The organism is Brevundimonas sp. (genome assembly GCF_041648055.1).
Lineage (GTDB): Bacteria > Pseudomonadota > Alphaproteobacteria > Caulobacterales > Caulobacteraceae > Brevundimonas.
Genome location: NZ_JBAZPS010000003.1, coordinates 222,384 through 242,027 on the forward strand (window position 1 = coordinate 222,384; position 19,644 = coordinate 242,027).

General features: G+C 65.3%; 21 protein-coding genes. 11 read left to right on the forward strand and 10 right to left on the reverse strand.

Translation table 11 applies throughout. The features are described from left to right. Positions 1–17: 17 nt before the first annotated feature. The 3 genes from WC585_RS09185 to trmFO are packed head-to-tail and all read right to left on the reverse strand — an operon-like array spanning position 18 to position 2,538. The gene (locus WC585_RS09185) at positions 18–947 is read right to left on the reverse strand and encodes an oxygenase MpaB family protein (protein ID WP_373257536.1); all 930 of its coding nucleotides are present in this window, start codon (positions 945–947) and stop codon (positions 18–20) included. Continuing rightward, entirely contained in the window at positions 947–1,150 is a 204-nt protein-coding gene (locus tag WC585_RS09190) for a hypothetical protein (RefSeq protein WP_373257537.1), read from the reverse strand. The genes WC585_RS09185 and WC585_RS09190 overlap by 1 nt, the downstream gene beginning before the upstream one ends. Then, entirely contained in the window at positions 1,147–2,538 is a 1,392-nt protein-coding gene (gene trmFO / locus WC585_RS09195; protein WP_373257539.1) for a methylenetetrahydrofolate--tRNA-(uracil(54)-C(5))-methyltransferase (FADH(2)-oxidizing) TrmFO, read from the reverse strand. Before trmFO ends, WC585_RS09190 begins: the two co-directional genes overlap by 4 nt. A 64-nt stretch (positions 2,539–2,602) precedes the next feature. Between trmFO and WC585_RS09200 the strand changes: the two genes are divergently transcribed. Together WC585_RS09200 and WC585_RS09205 are read left to right on the forward strand one after the other, a co-directional pair. Next, positions 2,603–3,508, forward strand: coding sequence for a hypothetical protein (locus WC585_RS09200; protein ID WP_373257541.1), 906 nt, complete (start codon positions 2,603–2,605; stop codon positions 3,506–3,508). A gap of 27 nt (positions 3,509–3,535) precedes the next feature. Beyond that, the gene (locus tag WC585_RS09205; protein ID WP_373257543.1) at positions 3,536–4,486 is read left to right on the forward strand and encodes a lysostaphin resistance A-like protein; all 951 of its coding nucleotides are present in this window, start codon (positions 3,536–3,538) and stop codon (positions 4,484–4,486) included. Here WC585_RS09205 and uvrA read toward each other — a convergent pair. Further along, the gene (gene uvrA / locus WC585_RS09210; RefSeq protein ID WP_373257544.1) at positions 4,483–7,446 is read right to left on the reverse strand and encodes an excinuclease ABC subunit UvrA; all 2,964 of its coding nucleotides are present in this window, start codon (positions 7,444–7,446) and stop codon (positions 4,483–4,485) included. The two genes, WC585_RS09205 and uvrA, sit on opposite strands and share 4 nt — an antisense overlap. A gap of 159 nt (positions 7,447–7,605) precedes the next feature. Here uvrA and WC585_RS09215 point away from each other — a divergent pair, with 159 nt between their 5' ends. The 4 genes from WC585_RS09215 (at position 7,606) to WC585_RS09230 (ending at position 10,576) form a co-directional block, all read left to right on the forward strand. Beyond that, positions 7,606–8,064 (forward strand): hypothetical protein, encoded by a 459-nt coding sequence (locus WC585_RS09215; protein ID WP_373257546.1) that lies wholly within the window; start codon positions 7,606–7,608, stop codon positions 8,062–8,064. Between the two features lie 11 nt (positions 8,065–8,075). Then, positions 8,076–8,804, forward strand: coding sequence for a hypothetical protein (locus WC585_RS09220; RefSeq protein ID WP_373257548.1), 729 nt, complete (start codon positions 8,076–8,078; stop codon positions 8,802–8,804). A 73-nt stretch (positions 8,805–8,877) separates the two neighbouring features. Then, entirely contained in the window at positions 8,878–9,018 is a 141-nt protein-coding gene (locus WC585_RS09225; protein ID WP_373257549.1) for a hypothetical protein, read from the forward strand. Continuing rightward, entirely contained in the window at positions 8,984–10,576 is a 1,593-nt protein-coding gene (locus WC585_RS09230) for an ABC-F family ATP-binding cassette domain-containing protein (RefSeq protein WP_373257550.1), read from the forward strand. Before WC585_RS09225 ends, WC585_RS09230 begins: the two co-directional genes overlap by 35 nt. Here WC585_RS09230 and WC585_RS09235 read toward each other — a convergent pair. From WC585_RS09235 to WC585_RS09250, 4 genes are all read right to left on the reverse strand, one after another. Further along, positions 10,549–12,141 (reverse strand): EAL domain-containing protein, encoded by a 1,593-nt coding sequence (locus WC585_RS09235; protein WP_373257552.1) that lies wholly within the window; start codon positions 12,139–12,141, stop codon positions 10,549–10,551. The genes WC585_RS09230 and WC585_RS09235 overlap by 28 nt on opposite strands. A gap of 78 nt (positions 12,142–12,219) precedes the next feature. Continuing rightward, positions 12,220–12,669: a flagellar basal-body protein FlbY gene (locus tag WC585_RS09240; protein WP_373257554.1), complete on the reverse strand. Its 450-nt coding sequence runs from the start codon at positions 12,667–12,669 to the stop codon at positions 12,220–12,222. After that, positions 12,666–12,959: a rod-binding protein gene (locus tag WC585_RS09245; protein ID WP_296170598.1), complete on the reverse strand. Its 294-nt coding sequence runs from the start codon at positions 12,957–12,959 to the stop codon at positions 12,666–12,668. Before WC585_RS09245 ends, WC585_RS09240 begins: the two co-directional genes overlap by 4 nt. Positions 12,960–12,961: 2 nt before the next feature. Beyond that, complete coding sequence (locus WC585_RS09250) at positions 12,962–14,065, reverse strand: flagellar basal body P-ring protein FlgI (RefSeq protein ID WP_373257556.1); 1,104 nt, start codon at positions 14,063–14,065, stop codon at positions 12,962–12,964. A gap of 184 nt (positions 14,066–14,249) precedes the next feature. On the opposite strand from WC585_RS09250, the gene WC585_RS09255 reads away from it, so the two are divergent. The 4 genes from WC585_RS09255 (at position 14,250) to gltX (ending at position 17,556) form a co-directional block, all read left to right on the forward strand. Next, a complete protein-coding gene (locus WC585_RS09255; RefSeq protein WP_373257558.1) occupies positions 14,250–14,675 on the forward strand; it encodes a flagellar assembly protein FliX in 426 nt (141 codons plus the stop codon). Positions 14,676–14,855: 180 nt separating this feature from the next. Then, positions 14,856–15,290, forward strand: coding sequence for an RNA polymerase-binding protein DksA (gene dksA, locus WC585_RS09260; RefSeq protein ID WP_373257560.1), 435 nt, complete (start codon positions 14,856–14,858; stop codon positions 15,288–15,290). Between the two features lie 143 nt (positions 15,291–15,433). Beyond that, a complete protein-coding gene (locus WC585_RS09265) occupies positions 15,434–16,150 on the forward strand; it encodes an alpha/beta hydrolase (RefSeq protein WP_373257561.1) in 717 nt (238 codons plus the stop codon). A gap of 71 nt (positions 16,151–16,221) precedes the next feature. Then, complete coding sequence (gltX, locus tag WC585_RS09270; protein WP_373257563.1) at positions 16,222–17,556, forward strand: glutamate--tRNA ligase; 1,335 nt, start codon at positions 16,222–16,224, stop codon at positions 17,554–17,556. A gap of 81 nt (positions 17,557–17,637) precedes the next feature. Here gltX and WC585_RS09275 read toward each other — a convergent pair whose 3' ends face one another. Both WC585_RS09275 and WC585_RS09280 read right to left on the reverse strand, forming a co-directional pair. Beyond that, on the reverse strand, positions 17,638–17,928 hold the full coding sequence (locus WC585_RS09275) for a hypothetical protein (protein ID WP_373257565.1): 291 nt from the start codon (positions 17,926–17,928) through the stop codon (positions 17,638–17,640). 121 nt (positions 17,929–18,049) lie between these two features. Next, positions 18,050–18,664, reverse strand: a complete 615-nt coding sequence (locus WC585_RS09280; protein WP_373257567.1) for a TIGR00730 family Rossman fold protein — start codon at positions 18,662–18,664, stop codon at positions 18,050–18,052. 82 nt (positions 18,665–18,746) lie between these two features. Between WC585_RS09280 and WC585_RS09285 the strand changes: the two genes are divergently transcribed. Then, entirely contained in the window at positions 18,747–19,511 is a 765-nt protein-coding gene (locus WC585_RS09285; protein ID WP_373257569.1) for a hypothetical protein, read from the forward strand. The last annotated feature ends 133 nt before the right edge of the window (positions 19,512–19,644 follow it).

A 19,644-nucleotide genomic window follows, 5' to 3' on the forward strand; every position in this document is an offset into this window, starting at 1 on the left:
ACGGGGGCGGTTGCCGTCTACCGGCTGCGGTCGTGCGACGCGGCGTCCGGGTAGTGGATGACATCTGCAGGCCAGACGCGGCGGTTCGGCGACTGGTCAAAGGCCCAGCGCAGGGTGCGGGCCATGGTGGTGGCTCCGGCGCGAATCATCGGCAAATCCAGCGGTCTGTGCAGGCCATGCATGCGCCGCGCCCAGTCGGGCAGCAGGTCCACGCCCGCCTGCATGATGATGCGCGAGGCGCTGTCGGTCGTTCGCGATCCCATGGTCTGCTTCAGCACCAGCCGGGCCACTTCGCGCGTGCGGTCATCGGTTAGCAGGGCGGGGCGCATGGACTGGATCAGGGCTTCGGCCGAGGCGCGGTCGCGGGGCACGGGATCGGCCCCCAGACGCTCGGCGACGATCGCCATCTCAACGAAATACTGGTCCTGATCAGCGGGGGTCATGCCCGGTTCGGCATAGCGGATCCAGGCATTCAGGAAGCTGGTCGCCTCTGTGACGTGGACCCAGGCCAGCAGGGCGGGATCGGTGGCGTCATAGGGCACGCCCGACGGCAGGACGCCGCGCACCTGGCCGTGGGTTCGCCGCACCCGGTCGATGGCGGAGACGGCATTCTCGGCGGAATCATAGGTCGTCACGGCGATGAACTTGGCCGTCCGCCTCAGCCGCCCGTGCATGTCGGCGCGGAAGTTGGAATGGTCCCAGACGCCGGCCAGCACCGCCGGATGCAGCATCTGCAGCAGCAGGCCCGAGACGCCGCCGATCATCATGGTCACGACGTCGCCGTTGACGCGCCAGGCGACCGAGTCTGGCGCGAACAGGGCGTCGCCGCGCCGCAGGATCGGCCGCTCGCCCTTGGACGCATCGTTGAACAGGTCGGTGACCTGACGGCGGATCAGGGCCTTGGCCGGGTCGAACAGGCGGGGTCCTGAAGAGCCCACGCGGGCCATCAGTTCACGGTCCGGGTCAGAGCCTCGATCCGGCGATCCAGATCGGCGACGATGTCTTCCAGTCGCGCCTTCTCCGACGCCATGTCGATGGGTGTGCCGTCTTCGTAGGTCAGCTGAGCCCCCTGTGCGATCATCTCGAGACGATACAGAATGGTGACGCGGCGGGCGGTCAGGCGATCCAGTTCGGTGTCCGGCGCGGTCATGCGGCGGCGTCCCGCCAGGCCTTGAGGCTGTTCATGGCGCGGATGCTCATCAACCGCTTCTTGGCGCGTCCGCGTTCCTTGAGCGGGATCTTCACGCCGGCCTCGTCGACCTTGGGGGCTTCCAGCGGGGGCAGCAGGCCGTAGTTGATGTTCATGGGCTGGAACTTCGAGCCCTCCAGATGGCCGCCGGTGATGTGTTCGACCAGCGCCCCCATGGCGGTGTCGGCGGGAGGAGGGGCGAGGTCGCGGCCCAGGGCCTGGGCGGCGGCGAGGCGGCCGGTCAGCAGGCCCATAGCGGCGCTTTCGACGTAGCCTTCCACGCCCGTGACCTGACCGGCGAAGCGCAGGCGGGGCATGGCCTTCAGCCGCAACTGGCGGTCCAGCAGGTGCGGGCTGTTCAGATAGGTGTTGCGGTGCAGGCCGCCCAGCCGCGCGAACTGGGCGTTCTGAAGACCCGGAATCATGCGGAAGATTTCGGCCTGGGCGCCGTGCTTCAGCTTGGTCTGGAAGCCGACCATGTTGAACAGGGTGCCCAGCGCATTGTCCTGACGCAGTTGTACGATGGCGTGGGCCTTGACCAGCCGGTCGCGCGGATTGGTCAGGCCGACGGGCTTCATTGGGCCGTGGCGCAGGGTCTCGCGGCCCCGTTCGGCCATGACCTCGATGGGCAGGCAGCCGTCGAAATAGGGGACGTGTTCCCAGTCCTTGAACTCGGCCTTGGGGCCACTCAGCAGGGCGTCGATGAAGGCGTCGTATTCGGCCTTGTTCATCGGGCAGTTGACATAGGCGGCGGCGTCTCCGCCCGGGCCTTCCTTGTCATAGCGGGACTGACGCCAGGCGATGTCGAAGTCGATGCTGTCGGCGTGGACGATTGGGGCGATGGCGTCGAAGAAGCTGAGGGATTCCTCGCCGGTCGCCTTGAGGATGGCGTCGGCCAGGGCGGGGGAGGTCAGGGGGCCGGTGGCGACGATGACATTGTCCCAGTCCTCGGGCGGCAAGCCGGCGATCTCCTCCCGCACAATGGTGATCAGGGGGTGGGCCTGAAGTTTTGTCGTAACGGCCCGGGAGAAGGCGTCGCGGTCAACGGCCAAGGCCCCGCCTGCGGGTACCTGATTGATGTCGCCGCAGGCCATGATGATGGAATCGAGGGCGCGCATCTCGGCATGCAGCAGGCCGACGGCATTGTGCTCCCAGTCGTCGGAGCGGAAGGAGTTGGAACAGACCAACTCGGCCAGGCCATCGGTGTGGTGGGCGTCGGTCTTGACGCCCGGCACGCCACGCATCTCGTGCAGGATCACGGGCACGCCCGCCTGGGCGATCTGCCAGGCCGCCTCGGACCCGGCCAGGCCGCCGCCGATGACATGGATGGATTGTGGAGAAACCGTCATGAAGCGGCTTCTAGCGGTGCGGGGTCGGGTTCGCTAGGCTGGGGCGACAACGGGGACGATACCTATGGCATTTTCAGCGACCGATGCGGCATTCGAGGGCTTTCGGGTGGTCAGGCGCGCGCCGATGAGCCTGGTCTTCTGGGCGCTGTTCTACGTTGCGGTGATGGCGGTTGCCTTCGCCATGATGGGACCGTCGCTGGCCAGTGCGATGGCGGCGGCGGAGCGGCTTGAATCGGTGGGCACGCCGACGCTCGACGACTTCATGCCGATCATGAACTCCTTCGGCCTGGTGTTCAGCATCCTGTTGCCTGTCAGTCTGCTGTCCAGCGCAGTGATGTCTGCCGCCATCGCGCGGTCGGTGCTTTACCCGACGCAGAAGGCACTGGGTTATCTGAGGTTCGGGGCGGATGAGTTGCGGGTGCTGGCCGTCTCGGTGGCCTTGGGCATCATCTTCATCGTGCTGATGGGCCTGATCTGGGGCATGACGTTCGCCCTGGGTGCCGCCGCCGTGAACACGCCGGTTTTGTGGCTGATCGTCGTGGTCTTCTTCCTTGTGGCCTGGGCGGCCTTCATCTGGCTGCTCGTGCGGCTCAGCCTGGCGGTGCCGATGACGCTGGCCGAGAAGCGGATCGTGCTGTTCGACTCATTCAGTCTGACCAAAGGTCATTTCTGGCCGCTGATCGGGATGGCGATCATCGCGGGGGTGATGAGCTTCGTCGTCAGCATGCTGGGCTCTCTGGTTCTCATGCCGATCCAGCTTATGTCGGGCGGAATGGAGAGACTGGCGACAGTTGAGGGGCTGAATCTGGTCGGAATGCTGCAGCAGGCCTGGCCGGCGATCCTGAGCTATGTGGTCGTCAATGCGATCATCTCGGCGCTGCAGGTGGCGGTGATCTATGCGCCGTTCTCGGCGGCCTACCGCGACATTGCTGGGCGGACGGGGACGGGACTGGCCGAGACCTTCGGCTGATTGTTCAGGACGAACAGGGGGGACGTCATGAAGGGACTGGAACTCTACGCACCGCGCGATCCGCATCATCGGCGGACGTGGACGCTGGCTGCGATCGTGCTGGCGCTGGTGTTCATCATCGGCGGGCAGTTGCTGGGGATCATCCCGGCGCTGATGACGGGTTTCATCAGCTCTGACGGGGCGACGGATCGCTGGGACCAGCTTGCCTACATTCTGTTCGCGACCTTTGGCTGCGGGGCCGTGCTGGTCTTTCTGTGGGTCTGGTTCTTCGAGCGGCGGCCGCTGGCGACGATCGGGTTCAATGCCGACGGGCTGAAGCGGTTCGGGCGCGGCTATGCGATCGGGCTGGGGTTCCTGCTGGCGGCGGTCGGGATCATCTGGGCCCTGGGTGGCTATTCGGTCGAGGCGGGCGGGGCGTTCCAGAGCGCGGCGGTCGGGGCGGCGCTGGTGCCGATCGTCGTGCTGCTGCTGGGCTTCATGGTGCAAGGCTCGACGGAGGAAATCTTCTTTCGCGGCTGGCTGATGCAGTTGATCGCGTCGCGGCATGGGCTGTGGCTGGCGATCGGGATCAACTCCGTGCTGTTCGGCCTGATGCATGGGGCCAACATTCCGCCGTCCAAGGAACTGTTCATGGGGCTGCTGAACATTGCCTTGTTCGGCGTCTTCATCAGCCTGTACGCCGCGCGCGAGGGTTCGCTGTGGGGCGTGTGCGGCTGGCATGCGGCGTGGAACTGGCTGCTGGGACTGGGCTTCGGGCTGGAAGTGTCCGGCCAGGCCATCGATACGCCGCCGTTGATCGTCGATCTGACGACGCGCACCGAGGTGCCGTGGTGGTTCACGGGTGCCGCTTTCGGCCCTGAGGGCAGCGTGGTTGTCACCGCCCTGCTGCTGGTCGGGTCGGTGGTGCTGATGCTGCGCGGCAAGACGCGGGATTATGGCGTGGCGGGTCAACCCGCCACAGCCGAGACCTTCGACTAGGCGTCAGCTTTCGCCTTGGTGCGCGGCTTTTTGGCCGCTGCCTTGGGAGCCGGAGCGCCGCGGGCCGCCACGCGCGCCTTGCGGCGGGTTTCGTGGCGGTCCAGCACCTCCTTGAGGTATTTGCCGGTCCAGCTCTTGGCATTGGCCGCGACCTGTTCAGGCGTGCCGACCGCAACGATCTCGCCGCCGCCGTCGCCGCCTTCGGGACCGAAGTCGAGCAGGTAGTCGGCCACCTTGATCACATCCAGATTGTGCTCGATGACGACGATGGTGTTGCCGTTCTCGACCAGTTCCTGAAGCACCTCCAGCAGCTTGCGCGTGTCCTCGAAGTGCAGGCCGGTCGTGGGTTCGTCGAGGATGTACAGGGTCTTGCCCGTGGCGCGTTTCGAGAGCTCCTTGGACAGCTTGACCCGCTGAGCCTCGCCGCCGGACAGGGTCGTCGCCGACTGGCCGACCTGGACATAGCCCAGGCCGACCCGCTCCAGCGTCAGCATCTTGTCGCGGATCGAGGGCACGGCGTTGAAGAAGCGGGCGGCTTCCTCGACCGTCATGTCCAGGACGTCGGAGATCGACTTGCCCTTGAAGACGATTTCCAAGGTCTCGCGGTTGTAGCGCTTGCCCTTGCACACGTCGCAGGTGACGTAGACGTCGGGCAGGAAGTGCATCTCGATCTTGATCAGGCCGTCGCCCTGACAGGCCTCGCAGCGCCCACCCTTGACGTTGAAGCTGAAGCGGCCGGGGCCGTAACCGCGGGCCTTGGATTCCGGCAAACCGGCATACCAGTCGCGGATGGGGCCGAAGGCGCCGGTGTAGGTGGCGGGGTTGGATCGGGGCGTGCGGCCGATCGGCGACTGGTCGATGTCGATGACCTTGTCGAAATGCTCCAGTCCCTCGATCCGGTCGAAGGGGGCGGGGGCGTCCGAGGCATTGTGCAGGCGGCGTGCGGCGGCCTTGTAGAGGGTCTCGATGGTGAAGGTCGATTTGCCGCCGCCGGAGACACCGGTGACACAGGTGAACAGGCCGACGGGAATTTCGCCGGTCACGGTCTTCAGATTGTTGCCGGTCGCGCCACTGATCTTCAGCATCTTCTTGCGGTTGATCGGACGACGACCGTCGGCCGGAATCTCGATCTCGCGCTCGCCGGACAGGTATTTGCCGGTCAGCGAGTTCGGATTGGCCAGAACCTCTTCCGGCGTGCCCTCGGCGCAGATGGTGCCGCCGTGGACGCCGGCGGCGGGACCCATGTCGATGACATAGTCGGCGGTCATGATCGCCTCCTCGTCATGCTCGACGACCAGGACGGAATTGCCCAGGTCGCGCAGGCCCCGCAGGCTGTCCAGCAGGCGCGTGTTGTCGCGCTGATGCAGGCCGATCGAGGGTTCGTCGAGGACGTAGAGCACGCCGGTCAGGCCCGAGCCGATCTGTGACGCCAGGCGGATGCGCTGGCTCTCGCCGCCCGACAGGGTGCCGGAGGAGCGCGACAGGCTGAGATAGTCCAGGCCGACATTGTTGAGGAACCGCAGCCGGTCGGTGATTTCCTTCAGGATGCGGCGACCGATCTCGCGCTGCTTGTCCGTCAGGGTTTCTTCAAGGGTAGAGAACCACAGATAGGCCTTGGAGATCGATAGCCAGCTGATCTCGGCGATGTCGGAGCCGCCGACCTTGACCGCCAGGGCCTCGGGCTTCAGGCGCTTGCCGCCGCAGGCGTCGCAGGGGGTTTCGGACTGATAGCGGCCCAGTTCCTCGCGCACCCAGGCGCTGTCGGTCTCGCGCCAGCGACGCTCCAGATTGGGAAGCACGCCTTCGAAGGCCTTCACCGTCTCGTATTTGCGGGCGTTGTCGTCATAGACGAATTTGACCTTTTCGCCGCCCGAGCCACGCAGGATGACGGCCTGGGCCTTCTCCGGCAGGTCGCGCCAGGGCTTGTCCATCGAGAAGCCGAAATGCTGGGCCAGCGATTGCAGCGTCTGGGTGTAGAGGGGCGAGGGGCCGCGCGACCAGGGCGAAACCGCCCCCTTGTGCAGGCTCTTGTCGCGGTCGGGGATGACCAGATCGGCGTCGAACGCCAGCTTGACGCCCAGGCCGTCGCAGGTGGGACAGGCCCCGAACGGATTGTTGAACGAGAACAGACGGGGCTCGATCTCGCTGATGGTGAAGCCGGAGACCGGGCAGGCGAACTTTTCGGAAAACAGCAGGCGGCGCGGTTCTTCGCCCTCGGGCGCGCCCGATGCTGGAGTGGCCCATTCGGCCACGGCGATGCCGTCGGCCAGGTTCAGGGCCGTCTGGATGCTGTCGGCATAGCGGAGTTCGAGGCCGGCCTTGGTGACGATCCGGTCCACGACGATGTCGATGTCGTGCTTGAATTTCTTGTCCAGCGTAGGCGCGTCCTCGATGGCGTAGAATTCGCCGTCGATCTTGAGCCGCTGATAGCCGGAGCGTTGCCATTCGGCGATCTCCTTGCGGTATTCGCCCTTGCGACCCCTCACGACGGGGGCCAGCAGAAGGATGCGCTCGCCGTCGGGCAGGGCCGACAGCTTGTCGACCATCATCGACACGGTCTGGCTCTCGATCGGCAGGCCGGTGGCGGGGGAAAAGGGCACACCAACGCGGGCCCAGAGCAGGCGCATATAGTCGTGGATTTCCGTCACCGTGCCGACGGTCGAGCGCGGGTTCTTGGACGTTGTCTTCTGTTCGATGGAAATGGCCGGCGACAGGCCCTCGATCAGGTCCACGTCCGGCTTACCCATCAGTTCCAGGAACTGGCGGGCGTAGGCCGACAGGCTCTCGACATAGCGCCGCTGACCCTCGGCATAGATGGTGTCGAACGCCAGCGAGGATTTGCCGGACCCCGATAGGCCGGTCATGACGACCAGTTTCTCACGCGGGATATCGACGTCCACGCCCTTGAGATTGTGCTCGCGGGCACCGCGCACGCGGATGAAATTGTGCTTTTCAGTCATGAGGTCCGAGAGAACGCGGGAGGCTGTGCCTGGGTCCAGGGCGACAGCGCTATATGGGGATCGATTTGCGGATTTCAGCAAGAACAATATAGGAACAAGAGGGGGCTGTTGCCAATACGATCATCAAATGCGCTAGGCTTCAGCCATGGGAGGACGCCGATGAATCTATCTTATCTTGCCATGGTGCCGGTGGCATTTTTGGCGGCAGCCTGCTCCGCCCCGGTACTGACAGCCAATGAAGCGTTGGCAACCGAAGCGCGCGATGCCTATGCCGACCTCGTCGAGGGTCGTGACGACGCGCTTGTGGCACGTCTGTCGTCGGCTAATTCGGAGGCAGACGTGAGAGCCCAACTGCCGATGCTCAGAACGTTCGCTCCCGAGGGAACGCCACCCCCGCCGACGACGACGGGATGGCAATCCAACATGACAACGTCGGGCCAGCGCTACGCCCTGGGCCAAGTTTACGAATACCCTGATCGAAGTGTGATGGCCCAGACCGTCTTTCTCAAAGAGGATGGGGTATGGAAGATCGAGAGCTTCAACATTAATGCCCGGATGAAGCCGACTGGGGGCAGTACGAAAGAAGGCGACGAATTGCTGACCGTGGTTGCGGAATGAGACCGGTGAGGTTGGTTTTTCTGTTGAGTGTTGCGTCCAGCCTGGCGTTGGCAATTTCGGCCTGCACCAAGACGACAGAGGACTATGCCGCCGAGGTGGATCGCAACGCCGAGCGGGACGTGGTCCTGAAGACGCTGCAGGAGACCGATCCGACCTTCTACGACCAGATTCGGGACCGGGCGGCGGGGCGGCTTGCGGCGGGCGAGAGCGAGGCCGAGGTGCTGGAGGCGATGCAGGCCGAAATGCGGGCCTATGGCCTGCGCCAGGCCCCGTATGTCGCGGCGGCACCGGGCGGTGCCGTTGTCGAGGTGATTCACGCCGAGAAGGCGCTGATCGAGCATCTGCAGGCGACCGATGTCGACACCTGTGCCCAGTTCGCCATGGCGGGTCTGCCGGCCGGATATCAGGCCGACGCCCGGACCAAGCCCCTGATCGATCGAGCGGCGACGGCGCGGCTGGTCGCGGGACAGTCAGGGAGGGCCTCGCCCGTGACCCGTGAAGACCCCGGCCAGGCCGATTTCGTCGCCATCTATGAGACCATGGTGGCGGGTGGGGTGGACGAGGCGCTGGGCCAGCAGTTCTTCGGCACCGGCCTGATGAGCGCACCGCCACGGACGCAGTGCGATGTGACCGCCGCCTTTTACAGCGCCGTCGTCGCCCAGCCTCCGGCGCGGGCGGAGGCGGTGTCGGCCTTCATCATCAAGACGGTGGCCGAGCAGATGGCCCCTGCGGGCGGTTGACGCAGGGGTTGCGCGACGCGGCGCGAACCGCCATCCTCATCACCTGAGTGTTTTTGCAGGAGCTTCGACGATCATGATCAGCGCTTTGGAAATCGGTCTCGCCCTTTCCGTTGTCGCCTCGCTCGTGGTCGCCTATGTCTCGCTCCAGCCCAAACCCAAGCCTGTCCGCATCCGCGTTCGTGACGCTGGATCGCGTCGCCGCCCGAACGCCTGACGGGCATACGCTTTTCGACAATCTGAGCCTGGCCTTCGGCCGGGAGCGCACCGGACTGGTGGGCCGCAACGGTGTGGGCAAGACCACGCTGCTGCGACTTGTCGTCGGTCTGGATGATCCGGCCGAGGGGCGCGTCTCGCATGTGGGGCGCGTGGGGTGGCTGCCGCAGGTCACGACGGCGGACCCGACAGAAACGGTGGCGGAAGCGTTGGCGATCGCAGAGCCGATGGCGGTGCTTTCGCGGATACTGGCGGGTCGCGGTTCTGCGCAGGACCTCGACGCGGCGGACTGGGGTCTGGAGGCGCGGATCACCGAGGCTTTGGTGCAGGTCGGCTTGGAACATCTGGACATGGCGCGACGGGTTGGGACGCTGAGTGGCGGCGAACAGACGCGGTTGCGCCTTGCGGCCCTGCTGCTGGATGCGCCTGATCTGCTGGTGCTGGACGAGCCGACCAATCATCTGGACGCCGAAGGCCGGGCCTTGGTCTCGGGTGTTCTGGAACGGTGGCCGGGTGGTGTGCTGGTGGTCAGTCATGACCGCGATTTGCTGCGCCGGATGGACCGGATCGTGGAGCTGTCATCGCTGGGAGCGCGCGTCTATGGCGGCGACTATGATCTTTACGCCGAGCGCAAGGCGGCGGAACGGGCAGCAGCGGTGCAGGCCCTGGAGACGGCGACGCGGGATGTGGATCGTGCCGCGCGCGAGGGTCAGCTGGCGCGTGAACGGAAGGCCAGACGCGACCGGGCAAACAAGGTGGCGAGGGCTGGCAGTTCAGACCCCAAGATCCTGCTGGATGCCCGTGCCGAACGAGCCGAGCGGAGCAGGGGTCGGCTGAGCCTTCTGGTCGAGCGGCAAGTGTCGGAGGCGAATGCTGCCCGGGCTGAGGCGGAGCAGGCGGTCGAGCGATTGCGCGAACTGACGATTGCGATGCCGTCGTCGGGCCTGACCAGCGACAGGACGGTGGCCGTGCTGGAGGGGGTGTCGTGGCATTCGCCGGACGGCGTGCCGATAATGGATAGCCTCAACCTGCGGATCACGGGGCCTGAGCGTCTGGCCGTCAGCGGGCCGAATGGGGCGGGCAAGACCACCTTGCTGAAGATGCTGGCGGGCGAAGTGCCGCCGTCGCAGGGCGCAGTCACCCGAGCGGTCCCCACGGCTTGGCTGGATCAGGACACGTCCATGCTACGCTCTGATGAGACCGTGCTTGAGGCCTGGATGCGGCTGAACCCCCGTGCATCGCAAAACGAAGCCCAGGCGGCGCTAGCCCGTTTCCTGTTCCGCAATGTCACGGCGCAAAAGCAGATCGGCGTCCTGTCTGGCGGCGAGCGGCTGCGAGCAGCCTTGGCCTGCGTCATCGGTCCTCGACCGCCGCAGTTGTTGATCTTGGATGAACCGACCAACCACCTGGACCTGGACTCGATCCGGGCCTTCGAGGCGGCGCTGTCAGGCTATGACGGGGCCTTGGTCGTGGTCAGCCACGATCCGGATTTCCTGGAGGCGATCGGGGTAACCCGAACACTGGACCTGGGTCAGCCCCAGCCGACGACTTCGCCCTGACGGCGGGCCGCGGCTGGGCCCTTGCCGGACGGCAGGCGCAAGACGGGTTCCGCCGTCGCCTTGCCGAAGAGCCAGCCCTGGCCATAGGTGACACCCATGGTCCGCAGTTTGGTGGACTGGGCCTCGGTCTCGATCATCTCGGCCACGGTCGAAATCTTCAGATCGTTGCACAGGTCTACAAGGTGGCTGATCAGCTTCTGGGCCCGCTCGGTTTCGCAGACCTTCTGGACGAAACTGCCGTCGATCTTGACGGTGTCGAGTGGCAGTCGGCTCAGGTAATCGAAGGAGGCCGCCCCGACGCCGAAATCGTCGAGGCAGATATGAATGCCGGTCTTGCGCAGGGCCTTCAGCCTGCGGTCGGCGGCTTCAAGATCGGCGAGGGCGGCTGTTTCGGTGACCTCGACCATCAGGCGTTTGCGGATTTCCGGCTTGCTGGCGGTCAGGCTGAGCAAGCCCTGAATATAGGAATCGCTGGCCAGGGACGCGCCGGACACATTGATTGCGACCTTGATCAGGCCGAAGCCCGAGCGCTGCATCTGGGCCAAAGCCTTTTCGGCGACCGCCAGGTCGAACGCCTGGATCAGGGCCATTTCCTCGGCCATTTTGATGGTCGCGGCCGGACCGCCCGAGCGGAACCGCGACAGGGCCTCGAAGTGATGGACGGCCCCGGATTTCAGATCGACGATGGGCTGGTAGTGCAGGGAGAAATCGCGGGTTTCCACGACGGTGTTGAAGGCGTCGGCCTCGCGCATCGTGCTCTTGAGGCGTTCACTGAACCCGGATCCCGCGGCGTCAATCCCGTCGTCCTTGAGGCAGTCCTCCAGCGCCATGCGCAGGGCCCGCAGGGCCATGCCGGGGGAGGTACCACCGGCCAGCGTCGCCTCGGTGCTGCGCACCATCAGTTCGACGCCTTCGTCCAGGGCAGCCTGACGGATTTCAGCGGCCAGATCGGTCTTGTCGCCGGTCAGGCGGATAACGGCGAAGCGTTTTTCGGACAGTTGGGCGGCACTGCCGCCATCGACCGACGACGCCTGTAGCACCGACTGGATCTGGGCCTCGGCCCGGCTGTGTTCGGCATTGTTGCGATCCAGGCCCGACACTTCGACGAAGGAGAAGGACATGTCGGCGGCGGGATCGTCGGCCATGATCTGGCGGGTGTGATCGACCAGACCCTCAGACGTCAGCATCTCTTTTGGCGGAGCCTCGGCCTCACTGAAGGCCTCGCCATCCCAGGTGAGGGAACAGGAGACGGCGGGAGCCAGTTCCGGAAGGCTGAACGCCCGAAAGCGGGCGCGGCGGACCATGCCGTCATTCCCGGTCACGACGATCTGAAGCTCGGATGTGCGACCGCCTGACTGCAGGGCATGCAAGGCCTTGGCGACCGGCTGTCGGCTGGGGGCGCTCAGAATGTCGGTGAAGCGCTTGCCGCTCCAGAGCCGTCCCGGGTCGGCACCCGCAGTGACGCCGGCCCCGAGTGCGAGCGTGACCTTGGCGTCGCCATCGACCTCGACCAGCACATCGGCGGCGGCAAAGGCGAGGCCCAGAAGGCGGGATTGGAAACTCATGACCGGTCAGATACCGGACAAGGGCTGAAAACAATGGTCCATGAACAGGCTTAACCGATTATTTCCAGCCACTTGCGGCTAGGCTTGCGCGTTGTAGGCGACGGCGCGTCCATCGGTGGCACTGGCGCGGCCGGAAGCCCCGTAGGCGGCGGGCGATCCGCGCTGACTGGCGACTTCGGCAGCGATGGTCTTGACCAGGCCCTCCGACACGATGCGAGCGGCCTCGACCGCCAGGGCATGGCGGGACAGGACGGCTTCGAATGTCTGGGTCGCCGCGATCAATCGCTTGCGCTCTTCGACGGGCGCAGGGGCCAGTTCGGAGGGCACGGCCTTGATGCGTGCCGACTCGCGACGATAGGCATTGGCGAGGTCCTGGGTCTGACCGACCGTGGCCGCGACATCCTGCGGGCGGCGCGTCTCGAAGGCGGCAGCCTCTTCGGCCAGGCGATCGGTCAGGCGCTCCGTCAGGTCGATCATCTGGCGCACGCGCGCGGTGGCATTGAGCGTGGCGGTCTCGGCGGCGGTCACTGGGCCTGCTCCTGCATCTTGATCATTTCGGCGACGATGGTGTCGGTCAGGCCGATGCCGCCGGCCTTGACCGTCTGTTTGGCCATGGCCTCGACCAGAAAACCGCGCCAGGTGCCCTCGGCCTCGCCACCGCCGAACGGGGCCTCGGTCGACAGGCTGTCGAACATGGGCTTCAGCATCTGGGTCAGGAAGGAGGCCTCGAAGTCTTCGGCGGTCTGGCGCATGCGCTCCGGGACCACGCGGGGCGCGCTGGCGTTCAGAAGGGCAGGGGAGACGGTCAGGTCGGTCATGCTCACATCACCTCGATGTCGGCTTGCAGCGCCCCGGCGGCCTTGATGGCCTGAAGAATGCTGATCATGTCGCGCGGGCTGACACCCAGGGCGTTCAGGCCGTTGACTAGGGTCGCCAGAGAGGTGCCGCCCCCGACGATCCGCATTTCGCGGCCCAGTTCTTCCTCGACACTGACGTCGGACTGAGGCGTGACCACGGTCTGGCCGCGGCTGAAGGCGTCGGGCTGGCTGACCTGCGGGTTTTCCTGGACCGAGATGGTCAGATTGCCCTGGGCGATCGCAACAGTGGAGACGCGCACGGCGTCGCCCATGACGATGACGCCATTGACCTCGTCGATGATCACCTTGGCCGGGCTGTCGACCGTAATGGGCAGATTTTCAACCTGGCTGATGAAGCCGGCCATGCCCATCTGGCCTGGTGCGCGCAGGGCGATGACGGTGCCGTTCTCGGCCAGGGCCGTGCCCGGGTATGTGGCGTTGATGGCGGCGGCGACGCGCTGGGCCGTGGTGAAGTCGGGGTTGCGCAGCGTCAGCCGGACCTCATTCATATTGGCCATCTGGAAGCCCGTCTCGCGCTCGACGGTGGCTCCGGAGGCGATACGGCCTGCGGTAGGCACACCGCGCGATACTGATGAACCGGACGCGCCCGAGCCTGACACAGCCCCGGTCTGGATGGAGCCTTGGGCGACGGCATAGACCTCGCCGTCCGCGCCTTGCAGGCTGGTGACCAGAAGCGTGCCGCCCAGCAGGCTCTTGGCGTCGCACATGGACGAGACGCTGACGTCGATCCGGGCACCGGGGGTGGAGAAGGGCGGCAGTTCGGCGGTGACCATGATGGCCGCCAGGTTCTTGGAGTTGGAGTTGGCCCCGCGAATGTTGACGCCCAAGCGCTCGGTCATCCCTTCCAGCGACTGGCGGGTGAAGGGGCAGTTGCGCAAGCTGTCCCCCGTGCCGGCCAGGCCGACAACAAGGCCGTAGCCCACCAGCTGGTTGGAGCGCACCCCTTCGACTGCGGCTATGTCCTTGATGCGCGACTGCGCCTGCACCGATGTAGCGAATCCCGCCACGGCGGCGACGGCCAAGAGAGAGGCGAGCATTTTCTGCATCGTGATAGGTCCCGCGAACAACTGTCGTAAACGGTGTTGCGAAGGTCGTGCCACAATGAAAATCTAACGATTACAGTGATTGGTGCGAGCCAGACGGGGGTCGTAGCGGCAGATTCTGCCGGGGCATTAACCAAACAGTGACGGTGGGCCGTGAAAGTGCACGGGTGTCACGGAGTCCATTTTCATGAAGGTCACCGGCCCGTCAGGACCGTCCGCACCGCAAGGCGCACGATCCGCCCGCGCCAGCGGCGGGTTTAGCCTGCCTCAGTCAGGGGCTGCCGGATCGACCCATGCGACCGCAGCCACTGCGGCACCTGCCGGCGTCGGAGACGTCTCGGCCCTGATGGCGCTTCAGGGGGTCGAGGATGTGATGGAGCGACGGCGCCGGGCCGTAAGGCGTGGCAGCGGCATTCTAGATCGTCTGGAAGAGCTGAAACTGGCGATGCTGTCAGGTGAAGCGGGCGAGAGTGCACTCGAAAGGCTGGCGCGTACCGTGCGTGAGGATCGCCCGCAGGATGCCGATGAGAGCTTGAACGGCCTGTTGGACCAGATCGACCTGAGAGCCGCTGTCGAACTGGCCAAGGCCGATTTACGCCGCAGCGCAGCATAAGTCGCCGGATTTGTTCGCCTATTTGGCGTAAACGATCGCCGGGTGATGAAGAATTGTCACGCTTTGCGCAATCTTGAAGCGTAGCCGCTTCACGCCTTCAACAGGCGTGTTGCCCAGACTCGCCTGCATCCCTATAGGCAGACCTGCGCCAAGGGGGGCGTCTGTTGAAAGCGTGGGTCGATGAACGCAATAGCGTCTATCAAGGCCGGGGATGAGGTCGCGTATCGGCCCTCCGACGCCGAGCCATTCATGAATGATCGCCAGCTGGCCTATTTCCGGGGCAAGTTGCTGGCCTGGAAGGACGATATCCTGCGGGAATCCAAGGGCACGGTTATCAATCTGAAGGCCGAGACCGAGAACCATCCTGACCTTCTGGACCGGGCTTCGTCGGCCTCCGACCGGGCCCTGGAGCTGCGGACGCGGGATCGCCAGCGCAAGCTGATCTCCAAGATCGACGAAGCGCTGCGCCGGATCGAAGACGGCTCCTACGGCTATTGCGAGGAGACCGGCGAGCCCATCAGCCTGGGCCGACTGGAAGCCAGACCGACCGCGACCCTGTCCGTCGAGGCCCAGGAACGCCACGAACGCCGCGAGCGCGTTCACCGCGACGACTGAGAGCGATGACCGGGATGCGGGGCCTCATCAGCATCCTGTTCGGGCTTCTTCTGTTGGCTACCGCGTCACATGCCAGAGCGCAGCATGTCTCAGAGGTGGCCTTTCCGGCGGCCCTTCGCGGAGACGCCTTTCGGCTGGAGTCCGTGAGCCTTGGTCGTGGATTCGACATCTACGTTCGACTGCCGGCCGACTATGATCCCGATGGGCCGGCCTATCCGGTCGTCTATCTGCTGGATGGCGACAGCCTGTTTCCTATTCTGGCGGCAAACCACCTGTTTCTGACCTATGACGAGGGCTTGCCGGAGGCTGTGGTGGTCGGCATTGCCTATGGCGGCTTCGACGCTTCGGTGAACCGCCGCGGTCTAGACTTCCAGTCCCCGGACGAAGGCCTTCCGCTGGATCAGGCGGGCGCCGAAGCCTTCCACACGGTCCTGACGGATGAGCTGATCCCGATCATCGAAGCGCGGTTCAATGCCGATCCGAAGCGACGCATCCTGTTCGGCCAGTCGCGGGGCGGTAATCTGGTGCTCTATTCCGCCGTGGCTCACCCCGACTTCTTTTGGGGTCGGATCGCCAGCAACCCGTCCCTGACGCCCGGCATGGGTTCGATCATCGGCAGGGCGGCACCGGGCGGGCGTGACGACCTAAGGGTCGTCGTCACCAGCGGTGAGCAAGACAGGGCAGATCTTCGCGCGGAAGCGGCTCTCTGGATTGAGACCTGGTCGAGCCGGGATAAGGCAGAGCGCCCGTGGCAGGTGCGCCTCATCCCCATCGCCGGCGGCACACACGCCGCCAATGCGCCGGACGCCTATCGGGCGGCGATACTGTGGTTGTTCGGGGAGGACAGGCCGGGTGATTGACGCCGGCGATGCCTTGACTTCGCTCGGGCGGGGCGCGACCTACGCGCCTCATATTCAAGGTTTACCACTCCATGACTGTCAAAGTCCGTTTCGCGCCGTCTCCGACGGGAAAACTGCATGTGGGTAACGTCCGCACGGCGCTAGTTAACTGGCTGTTCGCCAAGGGACAGGGTGGCAAGTTCGTACTGCGCATCGATGATACCGATCTGGCACGGTCCACGCCCGCGTTCGAGCAGGGGATCGAGGACGACCTGACCTGGCTGGGGCTGGTCTGGGACGAGCGGTACAATCAGTCGAAACGGTTCGACCGCTATGAAGAGGCGGCAGCTCGGCTGAAGGCGTCGGGGCGGCTGTACCCGTGCTATGAGACCTCGGACGAGCTGGATCGTCGGCGCAAGGTACAGCTGTCGCGCGGCCTGCCGCCGATCTACGACCGGGCGTCGTTGGATCTGACGGAGGCTGAAAAGGCCGTTTACGAAGCCGAGGGGCGCAAGCCGCACTGGCGGTTCAAGCTGGAAGGGCGGCGCGTCGCCTGGGAAGATCTTTCGCGTGGCCATGCGGAGGTCGACACGGCCTCCATGTCCGACCCCGTACTGATCCGTGAGGATGGGTTGTTCCTGTATACCTTGCCGTCGGTCGTGGACGATATCGACATGGCCATTACCCATGTGATCCGAGGCGAGGATCACGTGACCAATACGGGCGCGCAGATCGAAATATTCGAGGCACTGGGTGGGCCAGTGCCCGGGTTTGCGCACATGCCTTTGCTGGTCGGGTCTGACGGCCAAGCCCTGTCCAAGCGGCTGGGCTCGCTGTCTATCGCCGACATGCGTGACCAAGGGTATGAGCCGATTGCCATCACCAGCCACCTGGGCCGGATCGGTACGTCGGACCCGCTGGAAGTCGCGGCCTCGGTCGAGGCTCTGGGGGAGAGCTTTGCTTTCGCCAAGATGGGCCGGTCACCGGCGCGCTATGACACCGCTGATCTGGACAGGCTGAACGCCCAGGCTCTGCACGTGATGGACTATGCCACGGTGCAACGAAGACTGGCCGAGATCGATGCCGATCTGGGTGAGACGGTCTGGAACGCGGTGAGAGGCAACCTTCAGACCTTCGCAGATGTCGTTGAAATGGCGAAGATCGTGCGGGGGCCAGTTACGCCAGTGATCGAGGACGAGGCCTTTGCCGCGGCGGCTCTGAACGTTCTACCCGAGACGGTGGACGAGACCCTATGGTCCACCTGGACGGCGGCCGTGAAGGAGGCGACCGGAGCCAAAGGCAAGGCCCTGTTCATGCCTCTGCGGTTGATGATCACGGGCCAGTCGCACGGGCCGGATATGGCGACGTTGGCTCCCCTTATCGGCCGTGAGCGGATCGCCCAGCGTCTGCGGGGCGAAACGGCCTGATCTCAGGATCTGGGCTCCTGGCAGTAAAAAAGGCCGCTCTCTGACGAGGGCGGCCTTTCTGCATTCGGAGGCGTCGACGGATCAGGCGTTGCAGGCTGCGATCTGTTCGGCCGACAGGGCGGTGCCCTTGTAGGTAAAGGCCGTCACGGCCCCGAAACGGGCGGCGACGCGGCGGCAGGCGCGCGGGGCAGGTTGGTTGGCACCGCCCGTGGCCGTGCAGGTCGCGCCTTCGCAGCGCCAGGCGGCACCGTCGATGATGGTACGACCGGCTGGAGCCTTGGCGGCGTCAGCGAGGACGGCGCTGGATACGGGAGCCTGGGCAGCGGCAGGGGCGGCCACCAGAAGGGCGGCGGCGATGAGCAGAGCACGCATGGGAATTCTCCGACAATATGGGCGCGATGAACGCCATCTGGGAGTCAGTGTCAGTTTCTAATCGCAACTGTCAAGTCGCGTTTCGAAACAGGACGAACCAACTCTGATGATCGACGATTACTTATCGACGATCATGTTTCAAGTGCGGCGTGTCGACGCCGACCCGTCCCGCCTGTTCAATCGCCGCCATCGCGGCCTCCACCGTATCGCAGATATCCCAGGCCTGGAGGAAGGAGGCAGGGGTCATGCCCTCCTCGACGCTGTGGCGCATGACGGCCATCAGCGGATCCCAGAAGCCGTTCAGATTGAGGAAGATGACGGGCTTGTGGTGCAGGTCCAGACGCTTCCACGACAGGATCTCGATCGCCTCTTCCAGCGTGCCGACCCCGCCAGGGGCCACTATGAAGGCGTCCGACTGATCGTACATCAGGGTCTTGCGCTCGTGCATGGAGGTAACGACCAGGGTCTCCACATCATCGAACAGACGCTCGCGGCTACGCAGGAAACCCGGCATGATCCCCAGAACGCGTCCGCCGGCCTCATGCGCGGCGCGGGCTGAAGCCCCCATCAGGCCGACTCCGCCGCCGCCATAGACCAGCCGCCAGCCCGCCTCGGCCGTCTGGCGACCGACGGACCGGGCCGCCTCGAGGTATTCGGGGCGCACTGTCTCTGACGAGCCGCAGAACAGGCAGACGGAGAGGCCGTCAAACGGCTGGATGGTGACGGAAGACGACATGGGGCCTCGGGCAAACTATGGGAGACAGCGCGGGCCGCGCCGCGCTAACAGAGGCGCTACTCCTATCCTCGCGGACGGCACGATGAAACGGGCGATGTACCGGAATGTGACGATAGCGGCAGCGGCGGGCCTGATGCTGGCTTCGGGCACCGCCTGTACACCTTCGCCGGACGGGGGTGCCGGGCCAAAGCAGAACGACGTACCGACCTCTGCGTGGAACCAGACTCCTGTGATCGAGACGGTGCAGGTCACAGGGCGCGAGGTGAGGCTATCGGGATCGGCCCAGCCCCGCGCGCGAATCGTGCTGCGCAGCGAGGCGGGGGCCGCCTATGCGGCGGTGGCCAATGACGACGGTCGGTTCGACTTAGGCATGGAGGTTCCAACGAGGGATCTGTGGCTGAAACCTGAGACGCAGGTCGGCCAAGATGCGGCCACCTCGCCCGATACCCTGTTGATCCCCTCGGGAGGGCAGGGGCCGATCGCCGTGTTGCGCGCTGGCGGGCCCACGCGGCGTCTGGACCGTACGCCCGCGCTTGGAGCTGTCGACAGCGATGGGCAGGCCAGACGGTTGGCCGGAAGGGCCGCGCAAGGGGCCCAGACCCTGCTGGTTAAAGTCGGCGAGGTTTCTGTGCAGGCCTTTCCCGACGGCGCGGGCTTCTGGAATGTCGTCCTTGGACCCGAAGCGGGCGAGGATCAGATCGTCATTGGTGATCAGATCTTCGTTTGGCCGGGGCAGGGCGATGCGGGGGGGCAGATGCCCAGGCGCGAGCGGGCAGGCGAAGGATGGCGCGTGATCTGGGCCGAAGGCGGTGCCACGCAAACCGCCTGGCTGCCTGACACGCAGTGATGCCGTTTACCTTTGGCTAACCAATTCCCTTCAACCGGTGAATGTCTTCCGGTTTTCGTGAGACACCCACCATCACCGAACTTTTTCAGCCCGGCGCTCGCGTCGGGCTTTTTTCTGGCCGGCCATCCAGCAA